Origin of the sequence: Achromobacter sp. UBA2119 (assembly GCF_002331005.1) — a bacterium.
In the GTDB taxonomy this organism is placed as follows: Bacteria; Pseudomonadota; Gammaproteobacteria; order Burkholderiales; family Burkholderiaceae_B; genus Achromobacter; species Achromobacter animicus.
Map to the genome: position 1 here is coordinate 140,808 of NZ_DCYD01000023.1, position 23,924 is coordinate 164,731.

Sequence of the window (23,924 nt, forward strand, 5' to 3'; positions counted from 1 at the left end):
CATGCCCAGGGATTTCCCCTAGACGCTGCCTGCCGCCATGACAGGACGACGACAGACGCGCACTCCTAAGATGGCTGCACGCGGACCCCAGAGTCCGCAACAAGCCAAATCAATCGGAGACATCCCCCATGCTTGCCAAGTCCAAACTGGCGGCCGCCTGCGCCGCCGCATTCGCCATCGCCTCCGGCAGCGCCTTTGCGCAGGCAGTGCCCGCGGGCTACCCGGCCGACTACCAGAAGATCCTGGACGGCGCCAAGAAGGAAGGCAAGGTCGTCATCTATTCGACCACCGACACCAAGGCCGCCGGCCCCATCATCAAGGGCTTCGAAGCCATGTATCCGGGCGTCAAGGTCGAATACAACGACATGAACAGCACCGAGCTCTACAACCGCTACATCAGCGAACAGGCGGCGGGCGGCGGCAGCGGCGACATCGTCTGGAGCTCGTCGATGGACTCGGCCCTGAAGCTGGCCACCGATTACGCGCTGAAGTACCAGTCACCCGAGGCAGGCAAGCTGCCGGCGTGGGCCAACTGGAAGGATTCGGCCTACGGCACCACCTACGAGCCGGCCGTCTTCATCTACAACAAGCGCCTCATTCCCGCGAATGAAGTGCCCACGACGCACGGCGCGCTGGCCAAGCTGATCGCCAGCCAGCCCGACAAGTTCAAGAACAAGGTCACCACCTACGACATCGAGAAGTCCGCCGTCGGCTTCATGCTGGCCGTGCAGGACAAGGCCAATGATCCCAAGTATTTCGACACCCTCAAGGACATCGCCAAGGGCGGCCTGATCGTGCAGTCGTCCACCGGCACGATGATGGAACGCGTGTCCTCGGGCGAAAACCTGATCGGCTACAACATCCTGGGCTCCTACGCCGAAACGCGCGCCAAGAACGATCCGTCGCTGGGCGTGGCCTATCCCACGGACTACGCGCTGGTGCTGTCGCGCGTCGCCTTCATCAGCAAGAAGGCCAAGAACCGCAACGCCGCCAAGCTGTGGATGGACTACCTGCTGTCGCAGAAGGGCCAGGAGATCATGGCCAATCAGGCCGACCTGGCATCCGTGCGTGATGACATCGAAGGCGACAACGACGTGGACGGCATGACCAAGAAGCTGGGCGCCTCGCTCAAGCCGATTCCGGTCGACGAAACGCTGCTGGACTACCTGGAGCAGAACAAGCGCCTGGAATTCATCAAGCAATGGCGGGCGGCAGCGGGCAAGTGATGCCCCGGCTCCGGGCGGCCACACGGCCCGGAGCCGCCGCCAACGCAGCGGACGGCGCGCCGTCCGCCTGACCCTGCCCCGGGGCCATCGTCCCCGGCGGCGCGGCCACCGCGTCATTTCCGACCACAGGATTTCCCATGCAGTCATTGCGCAGAAAATGGCAGTCCCTGCCACGCGGCGTGGTGGTGCTGATCACGGCGCTCGCCATCTACGTGCCGCTGTCGTTCATCATCATCCAGAGTTTTCTCTCGGCGCCCTTCTTTGCCCCGTCCAAGAGCTGGAGCCTGGACGCCTTCCGCTTCATCTTCGCGGATCCCGATTTCTACAAGGCGCTACGTAGCGGCTTCATCCTGGCATTCGGTCTGGCCGCCATCGCCATTCCGCTGGGCGGCATGCTGGCGTTTCTGATGATCCGCACCGACCTGCCCGGCCGCCGCTGGATCGAGCCGCTGATCCTGGTGCCGGTGTTCGTGTCTCCCATGGTGCTGGGCTTCGGCTACGTCGTCGCGGCCGGTCCGGTCGGCTTCTTCTCGACCTGGGTGCAGAACATCCTGGGCTTCGTGCCCTGGAACGTCTATTCGCTGACCAGCATCGTCATCATCGCCGGCCTGACCCACGTGCCGCATGCCTACCTGTACATCTCGTCGGCGCTGCGCAGCATGGGGTCCGACGTGGAGGAAGCCGCCCGCGTGGCCGGCGCGTCGCCGCTGCGCGTGATGGTGTCGGTCAGCCTGCCCATGGTGCGGCCGGCCATGCTGTACGCCACGGTGCTGCTCTTCTTCCTGGGTCTGGAGGTCTTCGGCCTGGTGCTGGTGCTGGGCGATCCGGAAGGCAATCTCGTGCTGGCGACCTACCTGTACAAACTGACCAACAAGCTGGGCATCCCGTCCTATCACCTGATGGCCGCCGTGGCCGTGGTGCTGATCTGCATGACCATTCCGCTGGTGATGCTGCAGCGCCGCCTGATGCGCACCGCCAACCGCTTCGTCACCGTCAAGGGCAAGGCCTCGCGTGCGCGGCCGCTGCCGCTGGGCAAATGGCGTTGGGTCGCGGGCGCGGTCGTGGCGTTCTGGCTTTTCGTCACCATCATCGTGCCGCTGACCGGCGTGCTGCTGCGCGCGTTCGTGTCCAACTGGGGCCTGGGCGTCTCGCTCTTTGACGTGTTGTCGCTCGACGCCTTCCGCACCGTGTTCTCGCAGCCCAACCTGATGCGCGCCATCGTCAACTCGGTCGCCATTGGCGTCTTCGGCGGCGCGCTGGCGGTGATGTGCTACATGTTCGTGGGCCTGGCCATGCACCGCAAGCCGGACAACGTCACGCGCTTCATGGACTACAGCGTGCTGGTGCCGCGCGCCGTGCCGGGCCTCCTGGCCGGTCTGGCGTTTTTGTGGGTGTTCCTGTTCGTGCCGATGTGGCTGGACAACGCGCTGGACGTGGACGAAAACGGCTGGCTGTCGGCCCTGCCCTTCGCCGAATGGCTGCGCGAGAACTTCGTCGAATGGCTGCGCGCCCTGCGCAGCACCATCTTCAGCGTGTGGCTCGCCTACACCGTCGTGTGGATGGCCTATGGCCTGCGCCTGATTTCCTCGACCCTGCTGCAAGTGGGGCCCGAACTGGAAGAAGCCGCCCGCACCGCCGGCGCGCGCCGCGGCCAGGTCACCCGTCACGTCACGGTGCCGCTGGCCAAGTACGGCCTGATCGGCTCGTGGCTGCTGATGTTCCTGATCTTCGAGCGCGAATACTCCACCGGCGTCTATCTGCTGTCGCCCGGCACCGAGACCATCGGGTCCATGCTGGTGTCGCTGTGGGCGTCCGGCGCCATCGACATCGTGGCCGCGCTTTCCTTCATCAATATCGTTCTGGTCGTGATCGGCCTGGGCATCGCCCTGCGATTCGGAGTCAAACTTCATGATTGAGCTTTCTGTAGAAGACCTGCACCTGGACTACGGCGACAACCCGGTGCTCAAGGGCGTGTCGATGCAGCTGCGCCAGGGCGAAGTGGTGTCGCTGCTGGGCCCGTCGGGCAGCGGCAAGACCACCCTGCTGCGCGCCGTGGCCGGCCTGGAAGGTCCCAAGCGCGGGCGCATCACCATCGGCGAGAACGTCGTCTACGACGGCGCGGCCCGCGCCGAGATCCCGGCCGAAGAGCGCAACCTGGGACTGGTGTTCCAGTCGTACGCGCTGTGGCCGCATAAAACGGTATTCGAGAACGTCGCCTATCCGCTCAAGCTGCGCAAGACGCCGGGCGCCGAGGTGCGCGAACGCGTGCAGGCCGTGCTGGACCAGTTGGGCCTGGGCAAGCTTGGCCAGCGCCACCCGCACGCGCTGTCCGGCGGCCAGCAGCAGCGCGTGGCCATCGGCCGGGCGCTGGTCTACAGCCCGCCCGTCATCCTGCTGGACGAGCCGCTGTCCAACCTGGACGCCAAGCTGCGCGAGGAAGCGCGCGCCTTCCTGCGCGAACTCATCATCCGCCTGGGCCTGTCCGCGCTGATGGTGACGCACGACCAGAGCGAAGCCATGGCGATCTCCGACCGCATCCTGCTGCTGAACAACGGCAAGATCGAGCAGCAGGGCACGCCGCAGGAGATGTACGGATCGCCGTCCACCCTGTTCACGGCCGAATTCATGGGCAGCAACAACCGGCTGGACGGCAAGGTCACCGAGCTGCGCGACGGCCAGGCCCGGATCGAGGGCGCCGGCTGGTCGCTATGGGGCAAGGCCGGCGCGGGTGTCGCCGCGGGCCAGGACGCCACCGCCGTCATCCGCGTGGAGCAGGTCCGTCTGGCCGATGACCCGCACGGCAACCACGTCGACATGCCGCTTCTGACCAGCATGTATCTGGGCGACCGCTGGGAGTACCTGTTCCGCACGCCGGACGCCGATCCGGCCCGCAGCCTCGCCCTGCGCGCCTACGGTCCCGAAGGCCGCGAGCCCGGCCCCTGCCGCCTCGCGCTGCCCGCCGACAAGGTCTGGATCTTCCCCCGGGCGTCCGCCTGACGGGGTCTAGGCCGTCCGTCCGAGGGTGAATACCGCCTTCGGACGGACCGCGCGGCGGGTGCGGACTCGCCTTACAATGCGCTGGTGCAACGCGCTGATTCCCCCTCCATGCTGAGCCGTTACCTCTGGTGGCTGGGCGCCCCCGCCCAGCACTACCTGCGTATCGGCATCGCGATATCGCTGTTGGTGCACGCCGGCGCGCTGGCGTGGCGTTTCAGCGCGCCCACGCAGACGCGCCCGCCCGTGACCAGCCTGGAAGTCGTGCTGCTCAATGCCCGCAGCGAGACGCCGCCGGAAACCCCGCGCACCGTCGCGCAAAACCAGATGACGGGCGGCGGCAACGCCGACCGCGGCGTGTCCACCACGCCCCTTCCCCAGACCGGCAGCTCGGCCGAGACCATCGTCCTGGAAGCCATGCGCCAGCGCCAGGTGCAGCTGGAGGCCGAACAGGCCCGCCTCATGACCCAACTGCGCTCGCCGCACAACGCCGGCCCCGAGCGCCAGGCAGTCAACCCGTGGCCCGACGGCGCCGACGTCGGCCAGGACGCCCAGGACCAGGCCAGCGTCATCCAGAACGCCCAGGTGGCGGCGCTGGCGGCGCGGGTCCAGCAGTACAGCGCCGAGCCGCGCAAACAGTTCATCGCCCCCTCTGCCGAGGCGTCCCGCTACGCCGGCTACCTGGATGCCTGGCGCACCCGGATCGAAACGGTCGGCACCCAGCATTACCCAGACGAGGCGCGCGGCCGCATTTACGGATCGCTGCGCATCACCGTGTCGGTGCGCGCCGATGGCAGCATCGCCGAGGTCGAGATCGACCAGCCCTCGCCGCACGCGGTCCTGAACCAGGCGGCGCGCCGCATCGTCCAGCTGGCCGCGCCCTTTCCCCCCTTTCCTCCCGATATCGCCCGCGATACGGACGTGCTGGTCATCACCCGCACCTGGCATTTCGTCAACGACACTCTGGAAACACAGGCCCCATGACCGAGGCGATTCCTCAAGCCCGCTACGCCGTCATCGGCAATCCCATCGCGCATAGCCGCTCGCCTCAGATCCACGCCATGTTTTCGCAGCAGACCGGCAAGCCGTTGCGCTACGAGCGCCTGCTTGCCCCGGTGGACGGCTTTGCCGACGCCGTCGCCGCCTTCGTGGCGGACGGCGGCCTGGGCCTGAATGTCACGGTGCCGTTCAAGCTGGACGCCTATGCGCTGGCGGCGGACCATCTGTCGAATCGCGCGCGGCTGGCGGGCGCGGTCAACACGCTGTCGTGGCGCGATGGCGTCTGGCACGGCTGCAACACCGACGGCGTGGGTCTGGTCAACGACCTGCTGCGCCTGGGCGTACGCCTGCCGGGCGCCGCCGTGCTGCTGGTCGGCGCCGGCGGCGCGGCGCGCGGCGTGCTGCAACCCCTGGCCGAGGCCGGCTGCGCGCGCATCCACATCGTGAACCGCACCGCCGCCCGCGCCGAGGAACTGGCCGCCGCGTGGGCCGCGAGCGGCGTGTCGCCGCAAACCCAGGTGACCGCGGGCGCCCTGACCACCGCCGCCGTGCCCGGCGGCTGGAACCTGGTCATCAACGCCACCGCCAGCGGCCTGCAGAACGCTGCGCCCGACCTCCCGCCCGGCCTGTACGCCGACGGCGCCGCCGCCTACGACATGATGTACGGCGCGCAGCCCACCGCGTTCATGCGGCAGGCCCGGACTGACGGCGCCGCCCTGACGGCCGACGGGCTGGGCATGCTGGTCGGCCAGGCCGCCGAAAGCTTCTTCATCTGGCACGGCGTACGCCCCGATGCCGCGCCCGTCCTGGCAGCGCTGCGCGAGGCGCTGGCCGCCGGAAGCTGAACGGCATGGCGACGCGCACGGGCCGCAGCGGCGGCCGCAATTGGTTCCGGATCACCACCGGCTTGGTGATGGCGCTGGTGTGCGCGATCCTGCTGTACCAATTCTGGCTGTTCGCCCAGGTGGTCTGGTACAACTACCGCGCCCCGGGCAGCAGCGCGATGATGCGCGAAGAGCTGTCGCGCCTGCGCAAGGAAGACCCCGGCATCGAACTGAAATACGAATGGGTGCCGTATGACAAGATCAACCGGTCGCTCAAGCGCGCGGTGATCGCGTCCGAGGACTCCAATTTCACGGGTCATGATGGGGTCGAGTGGGACGCCATCCGCAAGGCCTGGGAATACAACCAGAAACAGGAAGAGGCCGGACGCTCCAAGATGCGTGGCGGCTCCACCATCACCCAGCAACTGGCCAAGAACCTGTTCCTGTCAGGTTCTCGCAGCTACCTGCGCAAGGGCCAGGAACTGGTCCTGGCTTACATGATCGAACACGTCATGAGCAAGGAACGGATCCTGGAGCTCTACCTGAACGTCGCCGAGTGGGGCGTGGGCGTGTTCGGCGCCCAGGCCGCCGCCAAGCATTATTTCAATACCACAGCCGCCAACCTGGGCAACAGCCAGTCGGCCCGGCTGGCGGCCATGCTGCCCAACCCGCGCTTCTATGACAGTCATCGCAAGTCCAACTATCTGAATTCCCGGGTCGGCGTGCTGACGCGCCGGATGCAGATGGTCGACATCCCCTGAAAGAGGAACCGGACAAATCGGTCCTGCCGGCCATCTTCCCGCTGCGGGATTTGTTAAGCTTTCACGTTTACGCGCTCCACTCCTTTTTCCTTCATGCGTACTGCACGTCGCTACCTGGCCCGAGAGGTCTATCGCTCTTGCGCAGTGGTCCTTCTGGCCCTGCTCGGCCTTTTCACGTTCTTCGCACTGGTGGACGACCTGGACAACGTGGGCGACAAGTTCTCCATGATGGCCCTGCTGTACATGCAGGCGCTGGCGATCCCCACCCGTCTCTATGACCTGCTGCCCATCGGGCTCCTGATCGGGGCCATCCTGGCGCTGGCGGGCCTGGCCCAGCGCAACGAACTCGTCATCCTGCGCGTCTCCGGCGTCAGCGGCATGAAGCTGCTGCGGATGCTGTGGATCGTCACGATCCCCCTGATGATCGGCGCGGGCCTGCTGTCCGAATACGTGACGCCCTGGGCAGAGGTCAAGACCGGCGAAGCCAACCTGATGTTCCGCGGCAAGGCCGGCGGCGACCGCCTCAAGAGCGGCTACTGGTTCAAGGAACCCACCGCCAATGGCGGCACCCGCATCATCAACATCGCCGAACTGAAGGGCGACGGCCAAGTGGCGGGCGTGACCCTCTACGAATTCAAGAAAGACCTGACGCTGTCCGCGCTGTCCACCGCCCCCACCGGCTCATTCACGCGCGGCGACCTGGTGCTCAAGGACGTCTCCGAAACCCGCCTGGACGCCGAAGCCGCCGAGGCGCTCGCCAACGCCCGCCCGCCCAAGAACCCGCCGGCCACCGTCATCAAGCTGCCCGAACGCTCCATCGACACCACCCTCAGCGCCGAACGCCTGCTGGCGCGCGTGCTGACGCCAGAACGCATGTCGATCGTCACGCTGCTCGACTATGTGGAATACCTGCGGGACAACCAGCTTCAATACGACCGCCAGGTCGTCGCCCTGTGGCGCAAACTGGCCTACCCCTTCACCCTGCTGGTAATGATCACCATCGCCGCCCCCATCGGCCTCATGCAAACCCGCCGCGGCGGCGTCGGCGCCAAGGTCTTCGTGGGCATCCTGCTGGGCGTGGGCTTCTTCATGCTGAACCAGCTTGCGCTGAACGTCGGCATGCTGGGCAAGTGGCCGCCCTGGCTGACCGCCCTGGGCCCGAACCTGGGCGCCATGGCGCTGGCGCTGGGCGCCATGAGCTACATGGAATACCGCCACACCATCACCCGTCTCGTCCAACAACGTTGGCCCTGGAGCAAGAGTCCCGCATGAACGGCAGTATCTGGATGATCGGCGACGTGCAGGGCTGCTGCTCGCCGCTGGATCGCTTGCTGTCCCACCCCGACCTGGTTGGCGACCCCAAGTCGCGCTTCTGGTTCGCTGGCGACCTGGTCAACCGCGGCCCGCAGTCGCTCGAAACCCTGCGCCGCATCATCGACCTCGGTGATCGCGCCACGGTCGTCCTGGGCAACCACGACCTGCACCTGCTGGCCGCGGCCGCGGGCGTGCGCAAACCGTCCAAATCGGACACGCTGGAATCCATCCTGCGTGCGCCGGACGCCACTGACCTGCTCAACTGGCTGCGTTTCCGGCCGCTGGCGCATTTCGAGCAGAACCATCTGCTGGTCCATGCTGGCACGCTGGCCAAGTGGGACGTGGCCAAGACGCTGGCCCTGGCCGGCGAAGTCCAGGACGCGCTGCGCGGCCCGAACTGGCAGAAGGCGCTTCAAAAAATGTACGGCAACGAGCCGGCCACGTGGAAGGAAGACCACAAGGGCGGCAAGCGGATGCGGGTGATCATCAACGCGCTGACGCGGATCCGCTTGTGCACGCCGAACGGGCACATGGAGTTTGCAACGAAGGTGACGCCGGGGGCTTGGCCACCTGGATTGGTGCCTTGGTTCGATGTGCCTAATCGGGCGACGCGTAACGTCACGACGGTGTTCGGACATTGGTCGACGCTGGGGTTGTTGCAGCGGCCGGACGTGATCTGCCTGGATACGGGATGTGTTTGGGGTGGGTCGTTGACTGCGTTGCGGTTGCAGGATCGGAAGCTCGTGCAGGTTAAGTGTTCGCAGTTTCAGGATCCTTTGGCGGAGTGAAGCGTCGGGGTTCTGCTTTGGCGGCTTCGTCGGGCGTTTTCTTTAGGTCTTCGTAGGTCGCTTTCTTTCGTTCTTCGTAGGTCGCCCGACGCCGCGGTCCCCGTGGGCACGATCGCCCACGATTGCGGTCCGGAGCGAAGGCTCCGGACCGCAATCGTGGCCCCGCGCGCCCCGGGACGCCACCGTGCCGGACGTCTTAAGAACCAAACCCGCATCACCAGCAAGCAGCGTACAAAGCCCTACGGCGCTAGTTCACAACCAATCAGAAATCACGCAAATCAAAGCACCGAAGCGATCGCATCCCGAGCCTGATGCGACAGTTCCAACCGCGTCGGCAGACTCCCATCCGGATGACGCGCAGCCAGCGGCGGCAGAAATACCACTTCGACGGATAAACCCGTCACGCCCAGCACTCGCCAAAGGTTACCCACCAAAGACTCCTCCCCCACAAACGCCGCATATCCGCTGCGCTTGCCGTGCTGCATGAACCGCAACGCCACGGGTTGGATTTCAACCGCCGCCGCGCGGGCGGGTTCGAAGAGGCTGGCGTGGAAAGGGAGGAGCTCGAAGCCTTCGGTCGTCGTGCCTTCCGGAAACAGGCCGACCGCATCGCCCTGTTTGAAGCGCGCCTGCATCGACTCACCCATCGCGTGCACTGCATGGCGCTGGCCGCGTTCAATGAACAGCGTGCCTGCGCCGGCGACCAGCCAGCCGATCACCGGCCAGGCGCGGATCTCGCTCTTAGCCACGAAAGACGTCGCGCGGGCCGAGTTCAGGACGAAGATGTCGACCCAGGACACGTGGTTGGCCACCAGCAGCACCGGTCCTTCCAGGCGTGGTTCGCCCTTGAGGATGACCTTGATGCCACAGGCTGCCATCAGCCAGCGCGACCACCGGCGGTTCAGCCGGGCGCGGGCTGCGGGGCGCATCAGGGGGTAGGCCAGGCCCACGCTCAGCAGGCCGAAAATGATCAGGGGCAGGACAAGGCTCAGCCGTAGGACAAAGCGCAGCAGCTTCAAACTGGAGTCTCCCAGGCCGGTTGGCCACCGACCACGGTGGCTCGTACTCGACCGGGCAGCATCATACCTGCGAAAGGTGTCTGGGCGCTGCGGCTTTGCAGCGCTGCCGGCATCACCATCCATTCGGTGTCCAGGTCCGCCAGACACAGGTCTGCCGGCGCGTCCACGCCCAGATTCCCGCATGGACCCAGGTGCGGCGCGACGGCGGACAGCACGGTGGCCGGGCCCGACGTCACGCGTGCCAACGCGTCGCCGACTGAACGGCGGCTGTCGCGCGCCCACTTCAGAGCCAGCGACAGCAGCAGTTCAAGACCGGTTGCGCCCGGTGTGGCGGCCGCGAACGGGGCGGCCTTGCCTCGTGCGTCCACCGGCGTGTGATCCGAGCACAGCGCGTCGATCACGCCCTCCGCCAGCGCCGACTGAAGCGCGTCGCGGTCACGCTGGCCGCGCAGCGGCGGCGACAGGCGATGATTCGTGTCGAAGAAGCCGATGTCCACGTCCGTCAAAAGCAGGTTGTTCACGGACACATCCGCCGTGACCGGCAGGCCTTCCCGGCGGGCCGCGCGCAACAAATCCACGCCGGCCGCTGTCGACAGGCGCGACAGGTGCACGCGCGCGCCGGTCGCGCGCTGCAATTCGAAGATCGTCTGCAGCGCCACCGTCTCTGCCTGCGCCGGCATGCCTTCCAGGCCCAGGCGTTCCGCGTACGCGCCGCTGGCGGCCGAGGCGCCCCGTGCGAGCCAGGGGTCTTGCGCACGCAGCCACAGCGTCTGGCCCAGACCGCTTGCGTAACGCATCGCGCCCCACAGCACCCGCGTATCCGCCACGAGCGACTCGCCCTGTGCGAACGCGATGCAGCCTGCCCGCGCCAGCAGCGCCATTTCGGTCAGTGTTTCGCCGGCCAGGCCCACGGTCATCGCGCCCAGCGGGTGAACTGCGCACTGCTCCGCCTGCGTGTGGCGCAGCAGCGCCTCGAGCTTGGTCGGTTCGTCCGGCGGATTTTCGGCATCGGGCGGCAGCACCAGGCGCGTCACGCCACCGGCCAAGGCAGCGCGCAGTTCGCCGGGCGCAAATCCCGCGTTGCCCGGCTGCGTCACGCGCGCCGACAGATCGATCAGGCCCGGCAACACGGCCAGGGCCGTTGCATCAATACGCCGATCCGCCTGGAAGGCGTCGGGCGCCGCGCCCACAGCGACGATGCGGCCCGCGGCAATGAAGAGATCGTGCTGACCATCCACGCCGTTTGCGGGATCGATCAGCCGGCCGTTGGCTATGTGCAGTCTCATGGCGCCGCTCCGGCCAGCACGCGCAGCACCGCCGTGCGCAGGGGTTGTTCAAGTGCCGCGACGCGCGCCTCGGCGGGTTCGAGGGCCGCGGCGATATCGCCATCCACTTCGACGCCCGGCACCAGCCCGCCCGCGGGCAGCAGCAGCACATCCGGCTTGGCGAACGCCAGCGCCGCGAGCGTGATGCCGTGGGTGCAGGCGTATTCGCGCGCCGACGGAAGCTGCGCGCCGCTGATTTCTTCGACATTCAGCGGCAGCGCGATCACCACGTCCGCATCGCTCAGGCTTTCATGCAGCGTTGCGCACGCGCGCAAACCCAGTTGGGCCAGGCCGTCAGGCAGCAGCGTGCGCGGCGCAGCGACGCGCACTTCGGGCACGCCCAGTGTGGTCAGCAAATGGATGACGGAACGCGCCACACCCGAATGGCGGATGTCGCCCACCAGCGTCACGACGAGGCTGGTGAGGTCAGGTTTGATCTCGATGATGGCCTGTACCAGCGCCAACGCGGGGACGGGATCGGCATGCCGGCCGTCGCCCGCATTGAGCACGTGCAGGCCGGGCGCGGCATGGGCCGCGGCGCAATGGGCCGCGCCGCTCTGGCCGTGGCGCAGGATCAGCACACCCGGCGCCAGCGCAGCGGCCGTTTCCGCAAGCGCCTCAATGGCTTGCGCTTCCAGCGGCACCGGCAGCATCGACAGGCTGGCCGCGGCAGCGGCGTAAGCGTCGCGGGCCGCGGTATCCGTGTCGGGCAGACACAGAAATACCGGCATATCCGGCAAGATGGACGGCGGCGAATCGTCGGACGCCGACGGCGCGCGCGCCATCTCGAGCAGGCGCTCGACGTGCCGGCGCGGCAGCCCTTCGGTAGTCAGCAGATGCGTGAGTTCGCCGCGGCGGTCGAGTTGCGGATTTAGCATGGGCAAGACAGGCCGCGGCCGTCAGACCGCGGGCAAGGCGTCCAGATAGCGTTGCAGGATAACCGCCGCCGCCATCGCGTCGTCCGCGGCATGTGTGCCGAGCAGGCGTTGCGCCTCCATGCTGGAGCCGCGTTCGTCCACCAGTTCCACGGCGATGCCGAAACGGCCATTCAGTTGGTTGGCGAAGCGGCGGCAGCGTGCCGTGGCAGGTTGTTCGCCGCCTTCGGCGTCCAGCGCCAGACCGACGACGACGCGGTGCGGCTGCCATTCCTGCAGCAGTGCCGCGATGCGGCCGAAGCGCGCGTCGCGGACTTCACTGAAGATGATTTCGAGCGGACGCGCCTGCCGCGTCAGCGTATTGCCGATGGCAATGCCGATCTTCTTTTCGCCGAAATCGAAGGCGAGCAGGGTTTCTTCAGGCATGGCCAGCGTCGCCCGCCAGCATGACCGGGTCGATGCCCAGCAGCTTGAGCGCGGCGGGGTAGCGTTCCTCGGGCGGCACGTCGAAGATGATGTGCGCGTCCGCGCTCACGCTCAGCCAGGCGTTCTGGCCCATTTCGCTTTCGAGCTGGCCTGCGCCCCAGCCGGCGTAGCCCAACGTGACCAGCATGCGTGCCGGCCCGTTGCCATCGGCCACCGCCTGCAACACATCGCGCGAGGTGGTCAGCGCCATATCGCCCAGCTTGATGCTGGAACTGTAGTCGCCGGCGGGCGCGTGCAGCACAAAGCCGCGATCCGTCTGGACCGGTCCGCCAAAGAAGACGAACGTGTCCTTGACGGGTCCGATCTCGAGCGTCAGGTCGATGCGTTCGAACAGCGTGCCCAGCGTGAGATCGGTGGGACGGTTGATGACCAGTCCCAGCGCGCCGCGGTCAGTGTGCTCGCACACGTAGATGACGGAACCCGCCAGGCTTCCCTCGACCATGCCCGGCATGGCGATCAGGAACTGGTTGGCGAAGTTGGCCGCCTCGGTGCTGGCGTTTTCGTGGTGTTTTTCCGTCATGGCAACCCCTTCATGGGTAGTCTGAGAAAACCGTTGGGAGTGATTGCGCAGACGCAAACGTCATGCCTGGCGGCAGTCCGGCGGTTACGAAGAATGGGGTATGCCCCATCTTACGAGCCCTGGCGGAAGTTGTCGGCGTGACGGTTTCAGATTTCCATCAGTTCGAAGTCCTCTTTGCGGGCGCCGCATTCGGGACAGACCCAGTTTGGCGGCACGTCTTCCCAGCGGGTGCCGGGTGCAATGCCTTCGTCGGGCAGGCCGGCCTCTTCGTCATAGACCCAGCCGCAAATCAGACACATCCAAGTACGCATAGTTCTCTCTTACATCAAAACCCCACCGGCGTCCCCGCGGTGGGGCAAAGGTGAGGGGCTTCCATTAGAATGGGGACAATCTTACCGAAACCCAATAGGGGTTCCCCTGATTCATGCCAAATGAGCCGGGGCGCCCTCAATCAAGCACTGTCACGTGGCCCCCGTTACTCCCCCTCTCGTTTTGGTCTTCGGCCCGCTCGATCCCTCGGGATCAGACGGTTTGCCCGCGGATGCCGTCACCTGCGCCCGTCTGGGCTGTCATGGCCTGGCGGCCGTGACCGCGCTGACCGTGCAGGACACCGCCGGCATCGAAGAAATCCACCCCGTTTCCCCCGATCTGCTGGACGACCAGGCGCGTTGCCTGCTCGAAGACATGTCGGTTCAGGCCATCAAGGTGGGCGGACTATACACCGCGGAAACGGCAAGCGTGGCGGCGCAGGTTGCCGCCGACTACAGCCAGGTCCCGCTGGTGCTGCACCTGGGCCAGCGCGCGCAGGTGCCCGCCAATGCCGCCGACGAGGACGAAGCCGACGACCTGCTGGCCGCGACCCTCGAACTGGTGCTGCCGCAGACCGACCTGCTGGTCATTGAACACCTGCGCCTCGCCCAGTGGCACGCCGACGGCGACATCGATATCGGGGACGCACCTACGCCCATGCACGCCCTCGTGGCGGCCGGCGCGGCGTGGGTCCTGGTGCTGGGTAGCCCCCAGCGGCCCGGCCACTTCGCCAACGTGCTGCTCGGACCCGGCGGTCAGACCCATACGTGGCCCTGGCAGGCGCCCCCCGACCGCAACGGCGATGCCGGCGGCCTGGCCGCCACCGCGATCACCGCCATGCTGGCGCAGGGCCTGGAAATGCCGGAGGCCGTGCGCCAGGGTCTGGTCCACGCCGACGCCGCCGTGGCCGCCAGCTTCCTGCCGGGCATGGGCCGGCGCATTCCCAACCGGATCCTGCCCCAATGAAATCGCTGCGTTTTCCCACCGGCCTGTATGGCGTGACGCCTGAATGGGACGACACCGACCGCCTGCTGGAGGCCGTGCGTGACGCGGCCGCGGGCGGCATGCGGTCGCTGCAATTGCGCCGCAAGAACGTGCCCGACGCCGTGCGCGCCGCGCAGGCCCGCGCCCTGGCGCCGCTGTGCCGCGAACTGGGCGTGGTGTTTCTCATCAATGACGACTGGCGCCTGGCGCTGGACGTCGGCGCAGACGGCGCGCACGTGGGGCGCGACGACGAAAGCCTGGCGCACATCCGCCGCGAAGCCGGCCCCGATTTGATCCTGGGCGGCTCCAGCTACGACGACCTGACGCGGGCACGTGAATTGCTCGACGCGGGCGCAGACTACATCGCGTTCGGCGCCATGTTCGCGTCCACCGTCAAACCCGACACGGTGCGCGCGCCGCTGTCCGTCCTGACCGAAGCCCGCCGCCTTGCCGACGAGCGCGACGCGCCCCGGCCCGCGGTGGTCGCCATCGGCGGCATCACGCCCGCCAATGCGCCGCTTGTGGCCCAGGCCGGCGCCGACGCCATCGCCGTCATCACGGCGCTGTTCGAGGCGCCCTGCGTCCGGGCCGCCGCCGTGGCCTGCTCCGCCCCCTATTCCGCCAACTCCAACCGTAAGCCTTGATCGCCATGTCCAGTAACGCTCAGCTCTTCGACCGCGCCTGCCGCAGTATTCCCGGCGGCGTCAACTCGCCCGTTCGCGCTTTCCGCTCTGTGGGCGGCACGCCGCGCTTTATCAAGCGCGCGCAAGGCCCGTACGTGTGGGATGCGGAAGACAAGCAGTACATCGACTACGTCGGTTCGTGGGGCCCGGCCATTCTGGGCCACTCGCACCCGGAAGTGGTGCGCGCGGTGCAGGAAGCGGCCGTCAACGGCCTGTCGTTCGGCGCGCCGACTGAAGCGGAAATCGAGCTGGCCGAAGTGTTGATCTCGCGCCTGCCGTCGCTGGAACAGGTGCGGCTGGTCAGCTCGGGCACCGAAGCCACCATGACGGCGATCCGTCTGGCACGTGGCGCCACCGGCCGCGCCAAGATCGTCAAGTTCGAGGGCTGCTATCACGGCCATTCGGACAGCCTGCTGGTCAAGGCCGGATCGGGGCTGCTGACTTTCGGCAACCCCAGCTCGGCAGGCGTGCCGCCGGAATTCGTGTCGCACACGCTGACCCTGGAATACAACAACCTGGATGCCGTGCGCGAAGCCTTCGCGCAGCACGGCGCCGATATCGCGTGCATCATCGTGGAGCCGGTCGCCGGCAACATGAACCTCATCAAGCCGGCGCCCGGCTTCCTGGAAGGTCTGCGCGAGGTCTGCACGCAGCACGGCGCGCTGCTGATTTTCGACGAAGTCATGACGGGCTTTCGCGTGGGACCGCAAGGCGTGCAGGGCCTGACGGGCGTCAAGCCCGACATCACCACGCTGGCCAAGGTGATCGGCGGCGGCATGCCGGTGGGCGCTTTCGGCGGCAGCGCCGAAGTCATGAAGCACATCGCCCCGCTGGGCGGCGTCTACCAGGCCGGCACGCTGTCCGGCAATCCGGTGGCCGTGGCAGCGGGTCTGGCCACGCTGCGACTGATCGGCGCGTCGGGCTTCTACGAGAATCTGTCGGCGCAGACCGCCAAGCTGGCGCAAGGCTTGCAGGAACGCGCGCGCAAGGCCGGCCTGCCCTTCTCGGCGGACTCGGTGGGCGGCATGTTCGGCATCTACTTCAGCGACAGCATCCCGGCCTCGTTCGCGCAGGTCTCGGCCTGCGACACGGCGGCATTCAACCGCTTCTTCCATGCCATGCTGGACAACGGCGTGCACTTCGCGCCGTCCGCGTTCGAAGCGGGCTTCGTGTCGGCCACGCACGACGACACCGTCATCCAGGCCACGCTGGATATCGCGGACAAGGTCTTCGCAGGGCTTTAAGCGGTTGACCGAGCGGGCTTCGCGCACGCTTGCTTCACGGCGCCTTGTACTGCTCGTACAGCGCCGTCACATTCTTCACATAGGCCTGGGTTTCCGCGTACGGCGGCACTGCATCGTACTTGCGCACCGCGCCCTCGCCCGCGTTGTACGCGGCCAGCGCAAGATCCAGGCGGCCCGGATACCGGTCGATCAGCCGGCGCAGGTGGCGCGATCCGGCCTGCACATTGGTCGCCGGATCCACCAGCGCGCGTTCCACGTCATCCACCGACAGCAACGGCGCCGCCGTGGCCGGCATCAATTGCATCAGGCCCAGCGCACCCTTGGGCGAGCGGGCATCGCTGCGAAAGCCCGATTCGATGGCGATGACGGCCGTCAGCAACGCCTGGTCGACTCCCGAATCCAACGCAGCGCGGGCGATCAGGTTGTCGTGCTTGGTCGTGGGTTTGACGGTGCTCCAGCGCAACGCCGGTTCGGCGGGCGCGCGAGTCACGCGGCGGGCGCCGTCACCGGCTTCCGGCTCACAGGTCAGGCACAATTTCTCGGCGCCGCCGCGGAGCGCCGTTCTTGCCTGCGCGCGCTTGTAGTATTTACCGGTGCCGGTTGGCACCTTCATCGTGCGCCAGACGCCGAACGGATCCTTGTAGCGGTAGGTGTCGGCGGCCTGCACGGGCGCGGCGGCCGCCAGCGCCAGAGCACCCGTCGCCAGCGCCGCCATCCCGCCGGCGCGCGCCAGGATGGCGCGCGTGGCCGAAAGAATGGAGGAAGGTGATTGGGACATGGGACGGGGCTCCGGCGGCGTCCTGAGACGCGTTGGCGAGCCCTTATGCTGCTTGCGCCATCCCGGTCCTGTCTTTCCTGCCGATGATCTAGATCGCGATGGCGCGCACGTTTCCCAGGGAAAATCGGGGACGCGACTAGGCCATGCGGCCGATAAATTTTGGCTGTTACCGCCGGTAAAGATCGTCGCGGCAAAGAATATGACGTAATATTTCGTTCAATTACCAAATGATTGAACCGGCCGCTCGTGCCGGAATCGGAGAGAGGGTGAAATGGGCGCAGAAAACTTGCTCCAGTTGATACTGGATGCCGACACCAACGTCCTGACGGCGGCGTATACGCCGCCACCTCGTCCCGAATCCGCCGTCGCCGACGGCGCACCCGGCACAGCGAAAGCGGAAGACGGCGCCCCTGCCGATGCACCGGCTGGTTCACCGTCCGCCTCCCAGACCGATGCCCAGACCGCCGACGAGGATGCCGACGTTGCGGTTGCCGACGAAGCCGACGCCCTGCCGGTCAACACCGACCTTCCGACGTGGGACGTGCTGGTCGCTGCCGCGGCCGCGCAAGGCTGGGGCCCCGATGCGCTCGACAATCACGCCATCGTTGCCTTCATCGACCTGTGCCGCACGGCCACCGAGCCCGTCCAGAGCCCCGTCGGCAAGGTCGTGGACGGCAGCTTCGACATCGAGCTGAACGCCACCCTCATGGCGGCAACGCTGACGCTGCACCCGCCCAAGGGCGGCAAGCCCATCACGCTGGAAGCGGTGCGCCAGGCCCTGGCGGATCAGGGCATCGTGCACGGCGTGCTGGACGGCGCGCTGGCCGAGGCCGTGGCGTTGGGACGCGCCGAGACCATCCTGGCCGCGCAGGGCACGCCGCCCACGCGCGGCACGCCCACCCGCTTTGAAAGCCTGCTCGACCGCCTGAAGCCTCGCGCCGAGGACATCGACGAATTGGCCCAGGTGGACTACCGCGATCTCGGCAGCCTGCTGCTTGTGTCGCCCGGCACGCCGCTCATGCGCCGCTTTCCGCCGCTGCCCGGCGTGGACGGCACCAACGTGCTGGGCGAGGCCGTGCTGCCCGACGAGTTGCCGGAAACCCCGTTTTCCAAGGAACTGTCCGGCGTCGAGATCGATCCGGAAGATCCGCTGCTGCTGCGCGCGGCCATTTCCGGCACGCCGACGCTCATCACCCACGGCGTGCAGGTCAACCCCATGGTGGAGGTGGACGCCGTCAACCTGTCCACCGGCAACATCAACTTCGAAGGCTCCCTGCAGGTGCGCGGCGACATCGCCGCCACCATGGAAGTGCGCGTGACCGGTGACGTGGTCGTCAACGGCACCATCGAAGCCGCGCTGGTCGAGGCCGGCGGCAGCGTCACCGTCAAAGGCGGCATCATCGGCATGGCCGAAACCGTGCACGACGCCTCGGGAACGCCGCGCACCGCGCACATCGTCTGCGGCGGCACGCTGCGGGCCAAATTCATCGAGAACGCCGTCATCAGCGCGGGCCAGGACATCGACGTCGAACGTGAAATCCGCCAGTGCAGCATCGCCGCCGGCGGCAGCGTGAACGTCGGCCCGCCCAACACGCAGCAGAGCGCCATCACGGGCGGCGAGACCCGCGCGCTGCTGGCGGTGCGCGCCGGCACCATCGGCTCGCCCGCAGGCATTCCGACGCTGGTGCAGGCAGGCCTGGACCCGCACGCCGACATCAAACGCTCGGCGCTCACGCGCAAGCGCCTGAAGATGAACGAGGAAAAGGCCAAGCTGGAACAACTGCTGATGTTCCTGCAGGCGAACCCGCAACGGGCCACGGGCGACGTGGTCGAACGCGCGCGCAACACGCACACCAGGCTCATCGGCGACCTGGCCGGGCTGGAAACCGAGGAAGCGCAACTGGCCCGCGACCTGCTGCCCCAGCAGAACGCCACCATCGCCGCCACGCGGCGGTTCTGTAGCGGCACCAAGATTCAGCTGGGCAACAAGATGCAGGAGTTCCTGGAAGACCAGGTGGGCGGCAAGGCTGGCCTGGAAGAAGGGGAGATCGTGATTCGCTGATGGGCGCGCGAGGGCGTTGGCAGCCGCGCAGCCCTCGTGCGCAACGGACATAGCACCCAATCGGGGGGCTGCCCCCCTGCGGCTTTCCCCTCCGACCGGCTTAGGACTAAGTCAGGTGTCTGACACCCTCTCAGGCAGCCCTCTCAGGCGCCGTCGTCCGGCATCAGTTCCTTGAACCACACGCGCGGCGAGATGCCGCGGTCCGGGCCCAGGATCGAGAAGCCGCCGTCCACGGGAATGTCGACGCCCGTCATCCACGATGCCGCGTCGGAGCACGCGAAACACACAGCAGCCGCGATCTCCTCGCCGGAACCCACGCGGCCCAGCGGATGAAAATGCGCGCCCACCGCATCGGCTGCCTGGCGCGATCCGCCCGACAGCTGTTCCACCGACGGCGACCAGGTCCACGCCGGCGACACGGCCAGCACACGCACACCGGCCGGCGCCAATTCCACCGCGAAATTCTTCGTGATCTGCAGCAGCGCCGCCTTGGATGCCGGATACAGCGCGCGTCCGGCCGCGCCGAACTTTCCGCCCGTGCTGCCCAGATTCACGATTACACCGCCGCGGGGCAGATGCGCAGCCGCCAGCTGCGTGAAGATCGCCGCCGACACGAGGTTCGTGTCCAGCGTCCGATGCCATTCCTCCCGCGACGATGCCAGCCCGCGGTCCGCATACTGGCAGGCGTTGTTGACCAGGAAATCCAGCCGGCCAAAGCGCGCCAGCGCGGCGTCGATGCAGGCCTGGATCTGGGCGTCCTCACCGATATCGGTTTCGCAGAACAGCGCGCGTTCGCCCAACGCCTTGGCCAGCGCCTCGCCTGCCTCGGCGTTGCGGCCGACCAGCACGACGTTGGCGCCCGCCGCCGCCAGGCCGCGCGCGATATCCGCGCCCAGGCCTTGCGTACTGCCGGTGACGATGGCGGTCTTGCCCGCCAGGCCGGGAAAGCCGGAGAAATCCATGTGTATTCCTTGTCAGTTTGGCGCGGCGGCCCAGCGTACCGCGTCGTGCACCGAGCCCGTCTGCGCGATCAGCCGCATGCTGGCCAGCGACGCCTCGTGCACCGCCGGATCGGCCGACGCGCAGGCATCTTCGGCCACCATCACCGAGAAGCCGATATCCGCGGCATGGCGCACCGTGCCCTCAACCACCGAATGCGTCGCCACGCCCGCCACCACCAGCCGCCGCGCGCCCAGCAGCCGCAGGGTTTCCTCAAGCGGCGTGCCGTAGAACGCGCTGATGCGCGTGTGCTTGACGACGAACTCGCGCGCGCTGCCCGCCAGCGGATGCAGGCCATCGTAGAACGCGCTGCCCCACTGCCCTTCCGGCACCGCGCCGATCGTGGCCACGTTACGGAAGATCTCGCAATTGGGCAGCAGATCCGCGTAGTCCGGACGAAACGCGATGCGCACGTGCACGATGGGCAGCGCGTGCGACCGCGCGCCCTCTAGCAATGCCGCGGCGTTGTCCAGCAGGCGCTGGCGCGCCCCGCTGTCGGCATCCAGCCCGACGCGGATCTTGCCATCCGGATGCAGCACATCGTTCTGATAGTGCAGCGCCAGCACCGCCACGTCCGCGTTCATCACACAAACACCTCGAACGCGTCGTGCGCATCGTCGCAGTTCACGAGGTCCACGCGCTTCATCCGGATGCGCCAACCATCGCCCTCGGCGGCCAGCTTGTGCGTATAACGGCCTGCAAGCTGGCGCGGCTGCCGCTTGCGCCATTCGGTCATCTGAAAGACCGAGTGCACAACCAGGTTGCCGGCTGCATCCACACCCTCGACCTGCACGCCGCCCACCAGCCGCACACTGCGCGTCGGCGGTTGCTGCGACCAGTTGCGCGGATGCTCCAGGCGCCGGATGCGCACGTCGCGCAGCATGCGGTCTTCCCAGAAGATCGAGATGAAGTCGTACGGACTTTCCTGGCCATGCTTGCGCGGCATCCAGTACATGCCGTCCTCGGTCCACAACGCCTGCCACTCGTCATAGCGCCGCTCGTCCAGCAACCGTGCCTCGCGGTACAGGAACTGCGCGATGCGATGATAGGCGTCGGCGGGCACGTCGGCCGGCGCAAGATTCGCGGTGCCGACGTCGAAATCCAGATCTAGCAGCATGCGCCGTCTCCCTTGGCCGTGGCGTCTGCGCCGGTCCCGGCGCCCGCCTCCATGTAAGCCTTCCACGCGCGGAATTGATTGCGCATGGGCAATTCGCTGGTGCCGTTCACGGACACCATACCGTCGGCCTCGACGCGGTCTGTGCCGTGATAGCGGTGCATGCTGACCCAGTCGCCGCCCCGCGTCGCGTTGCCTTCCTGGCAGCGGTTGTAGAGCTCGATGTCGTCCGGCATGACGTTGGACGACGGCGAATTGATGACGTTGGCGTACAGCATCGCGCGCTTGAACACGCCCTCCGGCGCGCCCTTGCAGCGAAACGTCTGGATCTCGATCAGCGTGCGATCCACCGCCACCGGACGGATCACGCGGAACTGCTGGAACACCGTATGCGGCGATCCGCTGCCGTAGATCACCGTGTTGTGGCGGTTCATCCCCAGGATCTCGCGAGCGCGCTGCTCGCCATAAGCCCCGGTCAGCGATTCGAAGTGCGCGCGCGACACCGGATCGCGTTCGGCGGCGCCCGGATTGAAGATGCCTTCCATGTAGCCGTGGCCGTTGTCGTAGGCGCGCAGCTCCAGCTTCTCCCAGAACTCGTAGGGCTCGCCGTTGCCATCCATGATGTGCAGCTCGAGCGGCATCTCGCCCATTTCCTTGGCCTCGTCGCGCGCCGCGGCATACGACGATTCATGCGTCACGCGCGCGTGCATCGTGTCGTGCAGGTTCTCGTAGAATACCTTCCAGTTCGACCGCTGCATCACACGGAAGATGCCGCCCGCGACTTCCACCTCGCCCACCGGCGAACGGTCGCACAGGTTGTCGATGGACGAGCGCACGCCGCCCAGAAAATCCACAAGCGGCTGCCCTTCAGCGGATTGGCTCGCGAACACGAAGCCGCGGTAGCTTTCGACGCGCGGCAACCGCCGCATCGAGAACGACGGATCCGTGGGATCGTACGACGTGCCTTCCAGCCCTTGCTTGAGCGGCACCCCCAGATGGCTGCCGTCCAGCTTGAACGTCCACGCGTGGTACGGACAACGGAAAAACTTGCCCGCACAGCCTTCGCCGTCGGCCACCACCTTCGCCCCTTTGTGCGGACAGCGGTTGTACAGCACGTGCACGCGCCCATCGGCCGCGCGCACCATCAGCACGTCCTGATCGCCCAGGCGCGTCGTGTGATAGTCGCCCGTCTTGGGCACCTGGCTTTCGTGGCCCACGTAGATCCAAGCGCGGCCGTAGATGCGCTGCATCTCAAGGTCGAAGATCGCCGGATCGGTGTACAGGGCCCGGTGCACGCTGTCGCCGCGCACCAGCCCCGCCAGTTGTTCGTCGGTATATGGCATGTCGTCTCCCTACTTGTTCGCGCTGTCCTTCCAGCGCGCCATCAGCGTGTTGGAAGGCAGGGTTTCGTCCAGCAGCTTGGCCGCCGTCTCGCGGCCCGCGGTGGGCAGGCCGGCCGGATCCAGCAGGCCCACCTGCACCAGCACGCTCGCCTGATCCCAATAGATGTGCTCGTGATAAAGCTTGTCGCCGCGGAACTTCACGATGGCCACCAGCGGGATCTCCACATACTTGCCCGTCGGCGCGACGCCCGGCAGCATCCAGTCGATCTCGGTCGTGTGGGTAAAGCAGAACAGCAACTCGTCCACGATCTGCGTCGCGCCCACCGTGCGCGACAGCGGCACCAGCCGCGTGTCCGGCGGGTTGCTGTTCACGAAATGATGCTGATAGAAGCGCGACAGCTCCTTGTAGCCCACGCCGCCCGTCATCGTCGGGATGTGGTTGACGTAAGGCTCGGCCACCATTGTCGCCATCGTCGCCGCCACGTCGCGCGTGCCGAATTCATATTCGCAGTGCTTGTCCCACAGATACGAATAATCGAACTCCGGCCCGATCGTGCGCTGCAGCGCCGCCATGCTGCGCTGGTGCGCCATCAACGCCGACGGCTTGTCGTAGTGATCGCCGCCCGTGCGTGCAAACGCATGGTCCACGCCGGGATACACGTACAGCTCCACGCCCGGCTTGCCGCCCAGCGCTTCCAGGATGCGCTTGCGAGCCTCGGGCGGACAGAACCCGTCCTGCTCGGCAATGTGCAGCACCAGGCGGCCACGCAGATTGCCGGCTTCCTCAAGGCTGTCCTCGATGCCCACGCCGTAATATCCCACCGCCACATCCGCGTCCGTACGGCACGCCGCCAGATAAGCCAGCTTGCCGCCCAGGCAATAGCCCAGCACGCCCGCGCCGCCTTCCTGTTCGGGCAGTTCGCGCAGCACCGCCAGCGTCGACGCAATGTCCTTGATGCCCAGATCCACGTCAAAACCCTTGTACAGCTCGAACGCGCGCGGCATGTCCCCCGGCCCGTCCGTCAGCTGGATGCCCGGCTGCTGACGCCAGAACAGATCCGGCACCAGCACCACATAGCCTTCCTCGGCCAGCAGCTGCGCGCTGCGCCGCATGAAATCGTTGACGCCGAAAATCTCCTGGCACAACACCAGGCCCGGGCCGCGGCCCGAGGCCGGCACCGCCAGATAGGCGCCGAAGGACTTGCCATCGTGCGAGGCGATCGTCACCTCGCGCGTCGTAATGCGTTCAGTCATGCGTATCTCCTTTATTGCAAAGC

Annotated in this window: 24 protein-coding genes; 12 read left to right on the forward strand and 12 right to left on the reverse strand. The window is 67.1% G+C overall.

Annotated elements, in window-relative coordinates; genetic code table 11:
• The first annotated feature begins 128 nt into the window (after window positions 1-128).
• The 8 genes from B3098_RS28365 to B3098_RS28400 all read left to right on the forward strand — a co-directional run bounded on the left by B3098_RS28365 (window position 129) and on the right by B3098_RS28400 (window position 8,906).
• On the forward strand, window positions 129-1,226 hold the full coding sequence (locus tag B3098_RS28365) for an ABC transporter substrate-binding protein (RefSeq protein ID WP_279975184.1): 1,098 nt from the start codon (window positions 129-131) through the stop codon (window positions 1,224-1,226).
• Window positions 1,227-1,363: 137 nt separating this feature from the next.
• Window positions 1,364-3,142 (forward strand): ABC transporter permease, encoded by a 1,779-nt coding sequence (locus B3098_RS28370; RefSeq protein ID WP_175126245.1) that lies wholly within the window; start codon window positions 1,364-1,366, stop codon window positions 3,140-3,142.
• Complete coding sequence (locus B3098_RS28375; RefSeq protein WP_175126246.1) at window positions 3,135-4,223, forward strand: ABC transporter ATP-binding protein; 1,089 nt, start codon at window positions 3,135-3,137, stop codon at window positions 4,221-4,223. The genes B3098_RS28370 and B3098_RS28375 overlap by 8 nt, the downstream gene beginning before the upstream one ends.
• An 81-nt stretch (window positions 4,224-4,304) precedes the next feature.
• Window positions 4,305-5,204: a TonB family protein gene (locus tag B3098_RS28380; RefSeq protein ID WP_175126253.1), complete on the forward strand. Its 900-nt coding sequence runs from the start codon at window positions 4,305-4,307 to the stop codon at window positions 5,202-5,204.
• Complete coding sequence (gene aroE, locus B3098_RS28385; RefSeq protein WP_279975180.1) at window positions 5,201-6,064, forward strand: shikimate dehydrogenase; 864 nt, start codon at window positions 5,201-5,203, stop codon at window positions 6,062-6,064. The genes B3098_RS28380 and aroE overlap by 4 nt, the downstream gene beginning before the upstream one ends.
• A gap of 5 nt (window positions 6,065-6,069) precedes the next feature.
• Entirely contained in the window at window positions 6,070-6,804 is a 735-nt protein-coding gene (gene mtgA / locus B3098_RS28390) for a monofunctional biosynthetic peptidoglycan transglycosylase (RefSeq protein WP_279975178.1), read from the forward strand.
• Between the two features lie 93 nt (window positions 6,805-6,897).
• Complete coding sequence (lptG, locus tag B3098_RS28395; RefSeq protein WP_175126249.1) at window positions 6,898-8,076, forward strand: LPS export ABC transporter permease LptG; 1,179 nt, start codon at window positions 6,898-6,900, stop codon at window positions 8,074-8,076.
• A complete protein-coding gene (locus B3098_RS28400; RefSeq protein WP_175126250.1) occupies window positions 8,073-8,906 on the forward strand; it encodes a symmetrical bis(5'-nucleosyl)-tetraphosphatase in 834 nt (277 codons plus the stop codon). The genes lptG and B3098_RS28400 overlap by 4 nt, the downstream gene beginning before the upstream one ends.
• 278 nt (window positions 8,907-9,184) lie before the next feature.
• On the opposite strand, the gene B3098_RS28405 is transcribed toward B3098_RS28400, so the two are convergent.
• From B3098_RS28405 to B3098_RS28430, 6 genes are all read right to left on the reverse strand, one after another.
• Window positions 9,185-9,925 (reverse strand): lysophospholipid acyltransferase family protein, encoded by a 741-nt coding sequence (locus B3098_RS28405; protein WP_279975174.1) that lies wholly within the window; start codon window positions 9,923-9,925, stop codon window positions 9,185-9,187.
• The gene (locus B3098_RS28410) at window positions 9,922-11,211 is read right to left on the reverse strand and encodes a dihydroorotase (protein ID WP_286900522.1); all 1,290 of its coding nucleotides are present in this window, start codon (window positions 11,209-11,211) and stop codon (window positions 9,922-9,924) included. The genes B3098_RS28405 and B3098_RS28410 overlap by 4 nt, the downstream gene beginning before the upstream one ends.
• On the reverse strand, window positions 11,208-12,128 hold the full coding sequence (locus tag B3098_RS28415; RefSeq protein WP_286900523.1) for an aspartate carbamoyltransferase: 921 nt from the start codon (window positions 12,126-12,128) through the stop codon (window positions 11,208-11,210). Before B3098_RS28415 ends, B3098_RS28410 begins: the two co-directional genes overlap by 4 nt.
• A gap of 21 nt (window positions 12,129-12,149) precedes the next feature.
• Complete coding sequence (gene ruvX, locus B3098_RS28420; RefSeq protein ID WP_175125920.1) at window positions 12,150-12,551, reverse strand: Holliday junction resolvase RuvX; 402 nt, start codon at window positions 12,549-12,551, stop codon at window positions 12,150-12,152.
• Window positions 12,544-13,131, reverse strand: coding sequence for a YqgE/AlgH family protein (locus B3098_RS28425; RefSeq protein ID WP_175125921.1), 588 nt, complete (start codon window positions 13,129-13,131; stop codon window positions 12,544-12,546). The genes ruvX and B3098_RS28425 overlap by 8 nt, the downstream gene beginning before the upstream one ends.
• A 146-nt stretch (window positions 13,132-13,277) precedes the next feature.
• Entirely contained in the window at window positions 13,278-13,442 is a 165-nt protein-coding gene (locus B3098_RS28430; RefSeq protein WP_003814980.1) for a rubredoxin, read from the reverse strand.
• A 139-nt stretch (window positions 13,443-13,581) separates the two neighbouring features.
• Here B3098_RS28430 and B3098_RS28435 point away from each other — a divergent pair, with 139 nt between their 5' ends.
• Genes B3098_RS28435 through hemL form a run of 3 tightly spaced genes read left to right on the forward strand, consistent with a single transcriptional unit; the run spans window position 13,582 to window position 16,351 of the window.
• Window positions 13,582-14,406: a hydroxymethylpyrimidine/phosphomethylpyrimidine kinase gene (locus B3098_RS28435; protein ID WP_349677776.1), complete on the forward strand. Its 825-nt coding sequence runs from the start codon at window positions 13,582-13,584 to the stop codon at window positions 14,404-14,406.
• Window positions 14,403-15,068: a thiamine phosphate synthase gene (gene thiE, locus B3098_RS28440; protein ID WP_286900726.1), complete on the forward strand. Its 666-nt coding sequence runs from the start codon at window positions 14,403-14,405 to the stop codon at window positions 15,066-15,068. The genes B3098_RS28435 and thiE overlap by 4 nt, the downstream gene beginning before the upstream one ends.
• Before the next feature lie 5 nt (window positions 15,069-15,073).
• Complete coding sequence (hemL, locus tag B3098_RS28445; RefSeq protein WP_286900728.1) at window positions 15,074-16,351, forward strand: glutamate-1-semialdehyde 2,1-aminomutase; 1,278 nt, start codon at window positions 15,074-15,076, stop codon at window positions 16,349-16,351.
• Window positions 16,352-16,385: 34 nt separating this feature from the next.
• On the opposite strand, the gene B3098_RS28450 is transcribed toward hemL, so the two are convergent.
• On the reverse strand, window positions 16,386-17,129 hold the full coding sequence (locus B3098_RS28450; RefSeq protein ID WP_279975168.1) for a lytic transglycosylase domain-containing protein: 744 nt from the start codon (window positions 17,127-17,129) through the stop codon (window positions 16,386-16,388).
• A gap of 271 nt (window positions 17,130-17,400) precedes the next feature.
• On the opposite strand from B3098_RS28450, the gene B3098_RS28455 reads away from it, so the two are divergent.
• Window positions 17,401-19,191 (forward strand): DUF342 domain-containing protein, encoded by a 1,791-nt coding sequence (locus B3098_RS28455; RefSeq protein WP_414631320.1) that lies wholly within the window; start codon window positions 17,401-17,403, stop codon window positions 19,189-19,191.
• 143 nt (window positions 19,192-19,334) lie between these two features.
• Here the strand turns inward: B3098_RS28455 and B3098_RS28460 are convergent, their stop codons facing one another.
• From B3098_RS28460 to B3098_RS28480, 5 genes are read right to left on the reverse strand one after another with little or no spacing between them, the layout of a single operon-like run.
• Window positions 19,335-20,153: an SDR family oxidoreductase gene (locus B3098_RS28460; RefSeq protein ID WP_279975165.1), complete on the reverse strand. Its 819-nt coding sequence runs from the start codon at window positions 20,151-20,153 to the stop codon at window positions 19,335-19,337.
• Between the two features lie 12 nt (window positions 20,154-20,165).
• Window positions 20,166-20,774: a cysteine hydrolase family protein gene (locus B3098_RS28465; protein WP_175139627.1), complete on the reverse strand. Its 609-nt coding sequence runs from the start codon at window positions 20,772-20,774 to the stop codon at window positions 20,166-20,168.
• Entirely contained in the window at window positions 20,774-21,307 is a 534-nt protein-coding gene (locus B3098_RS28470) for an aromatic-ring-hydroxylating dioxygenase subunit beta (RefSeq protein WP_105237233.1), read from the reverse strand. The genes B3098_RS28465 and B3098_RS28470 overlap by 1 nt, the downstream gene beginning before the upstream one ends.
• A complete protein-coding gene (locus B3098_RS28475; protein WP_286900734.1) occupies window positions 21,298-22,647 on the reverse strand; it encodes an aromatic ring-hydroxylating dioxygenase subunit alpha in 1,350 nt (449 codons plus the stop codon). Before B3098_RS28475 ends, B3098_RS28470 begins: the two co-directional genes overlap by 10 nt.
• 9 nt (window positions 22,648-22,656) lie before the next feature.
• Complete coding sequence (locus B3098_RS28480; RefSeq protein WP_279975163.1) at window positions 22,657-23,901, reverse strand: dienelactone hydrolase family protein; 1,245 nt, start codon at window positions 23,899-23,901, stop codon at window positions 22,657-22,659.
• Window positions 23,902-23,924 lie beyond the last annotated feature (23 nt).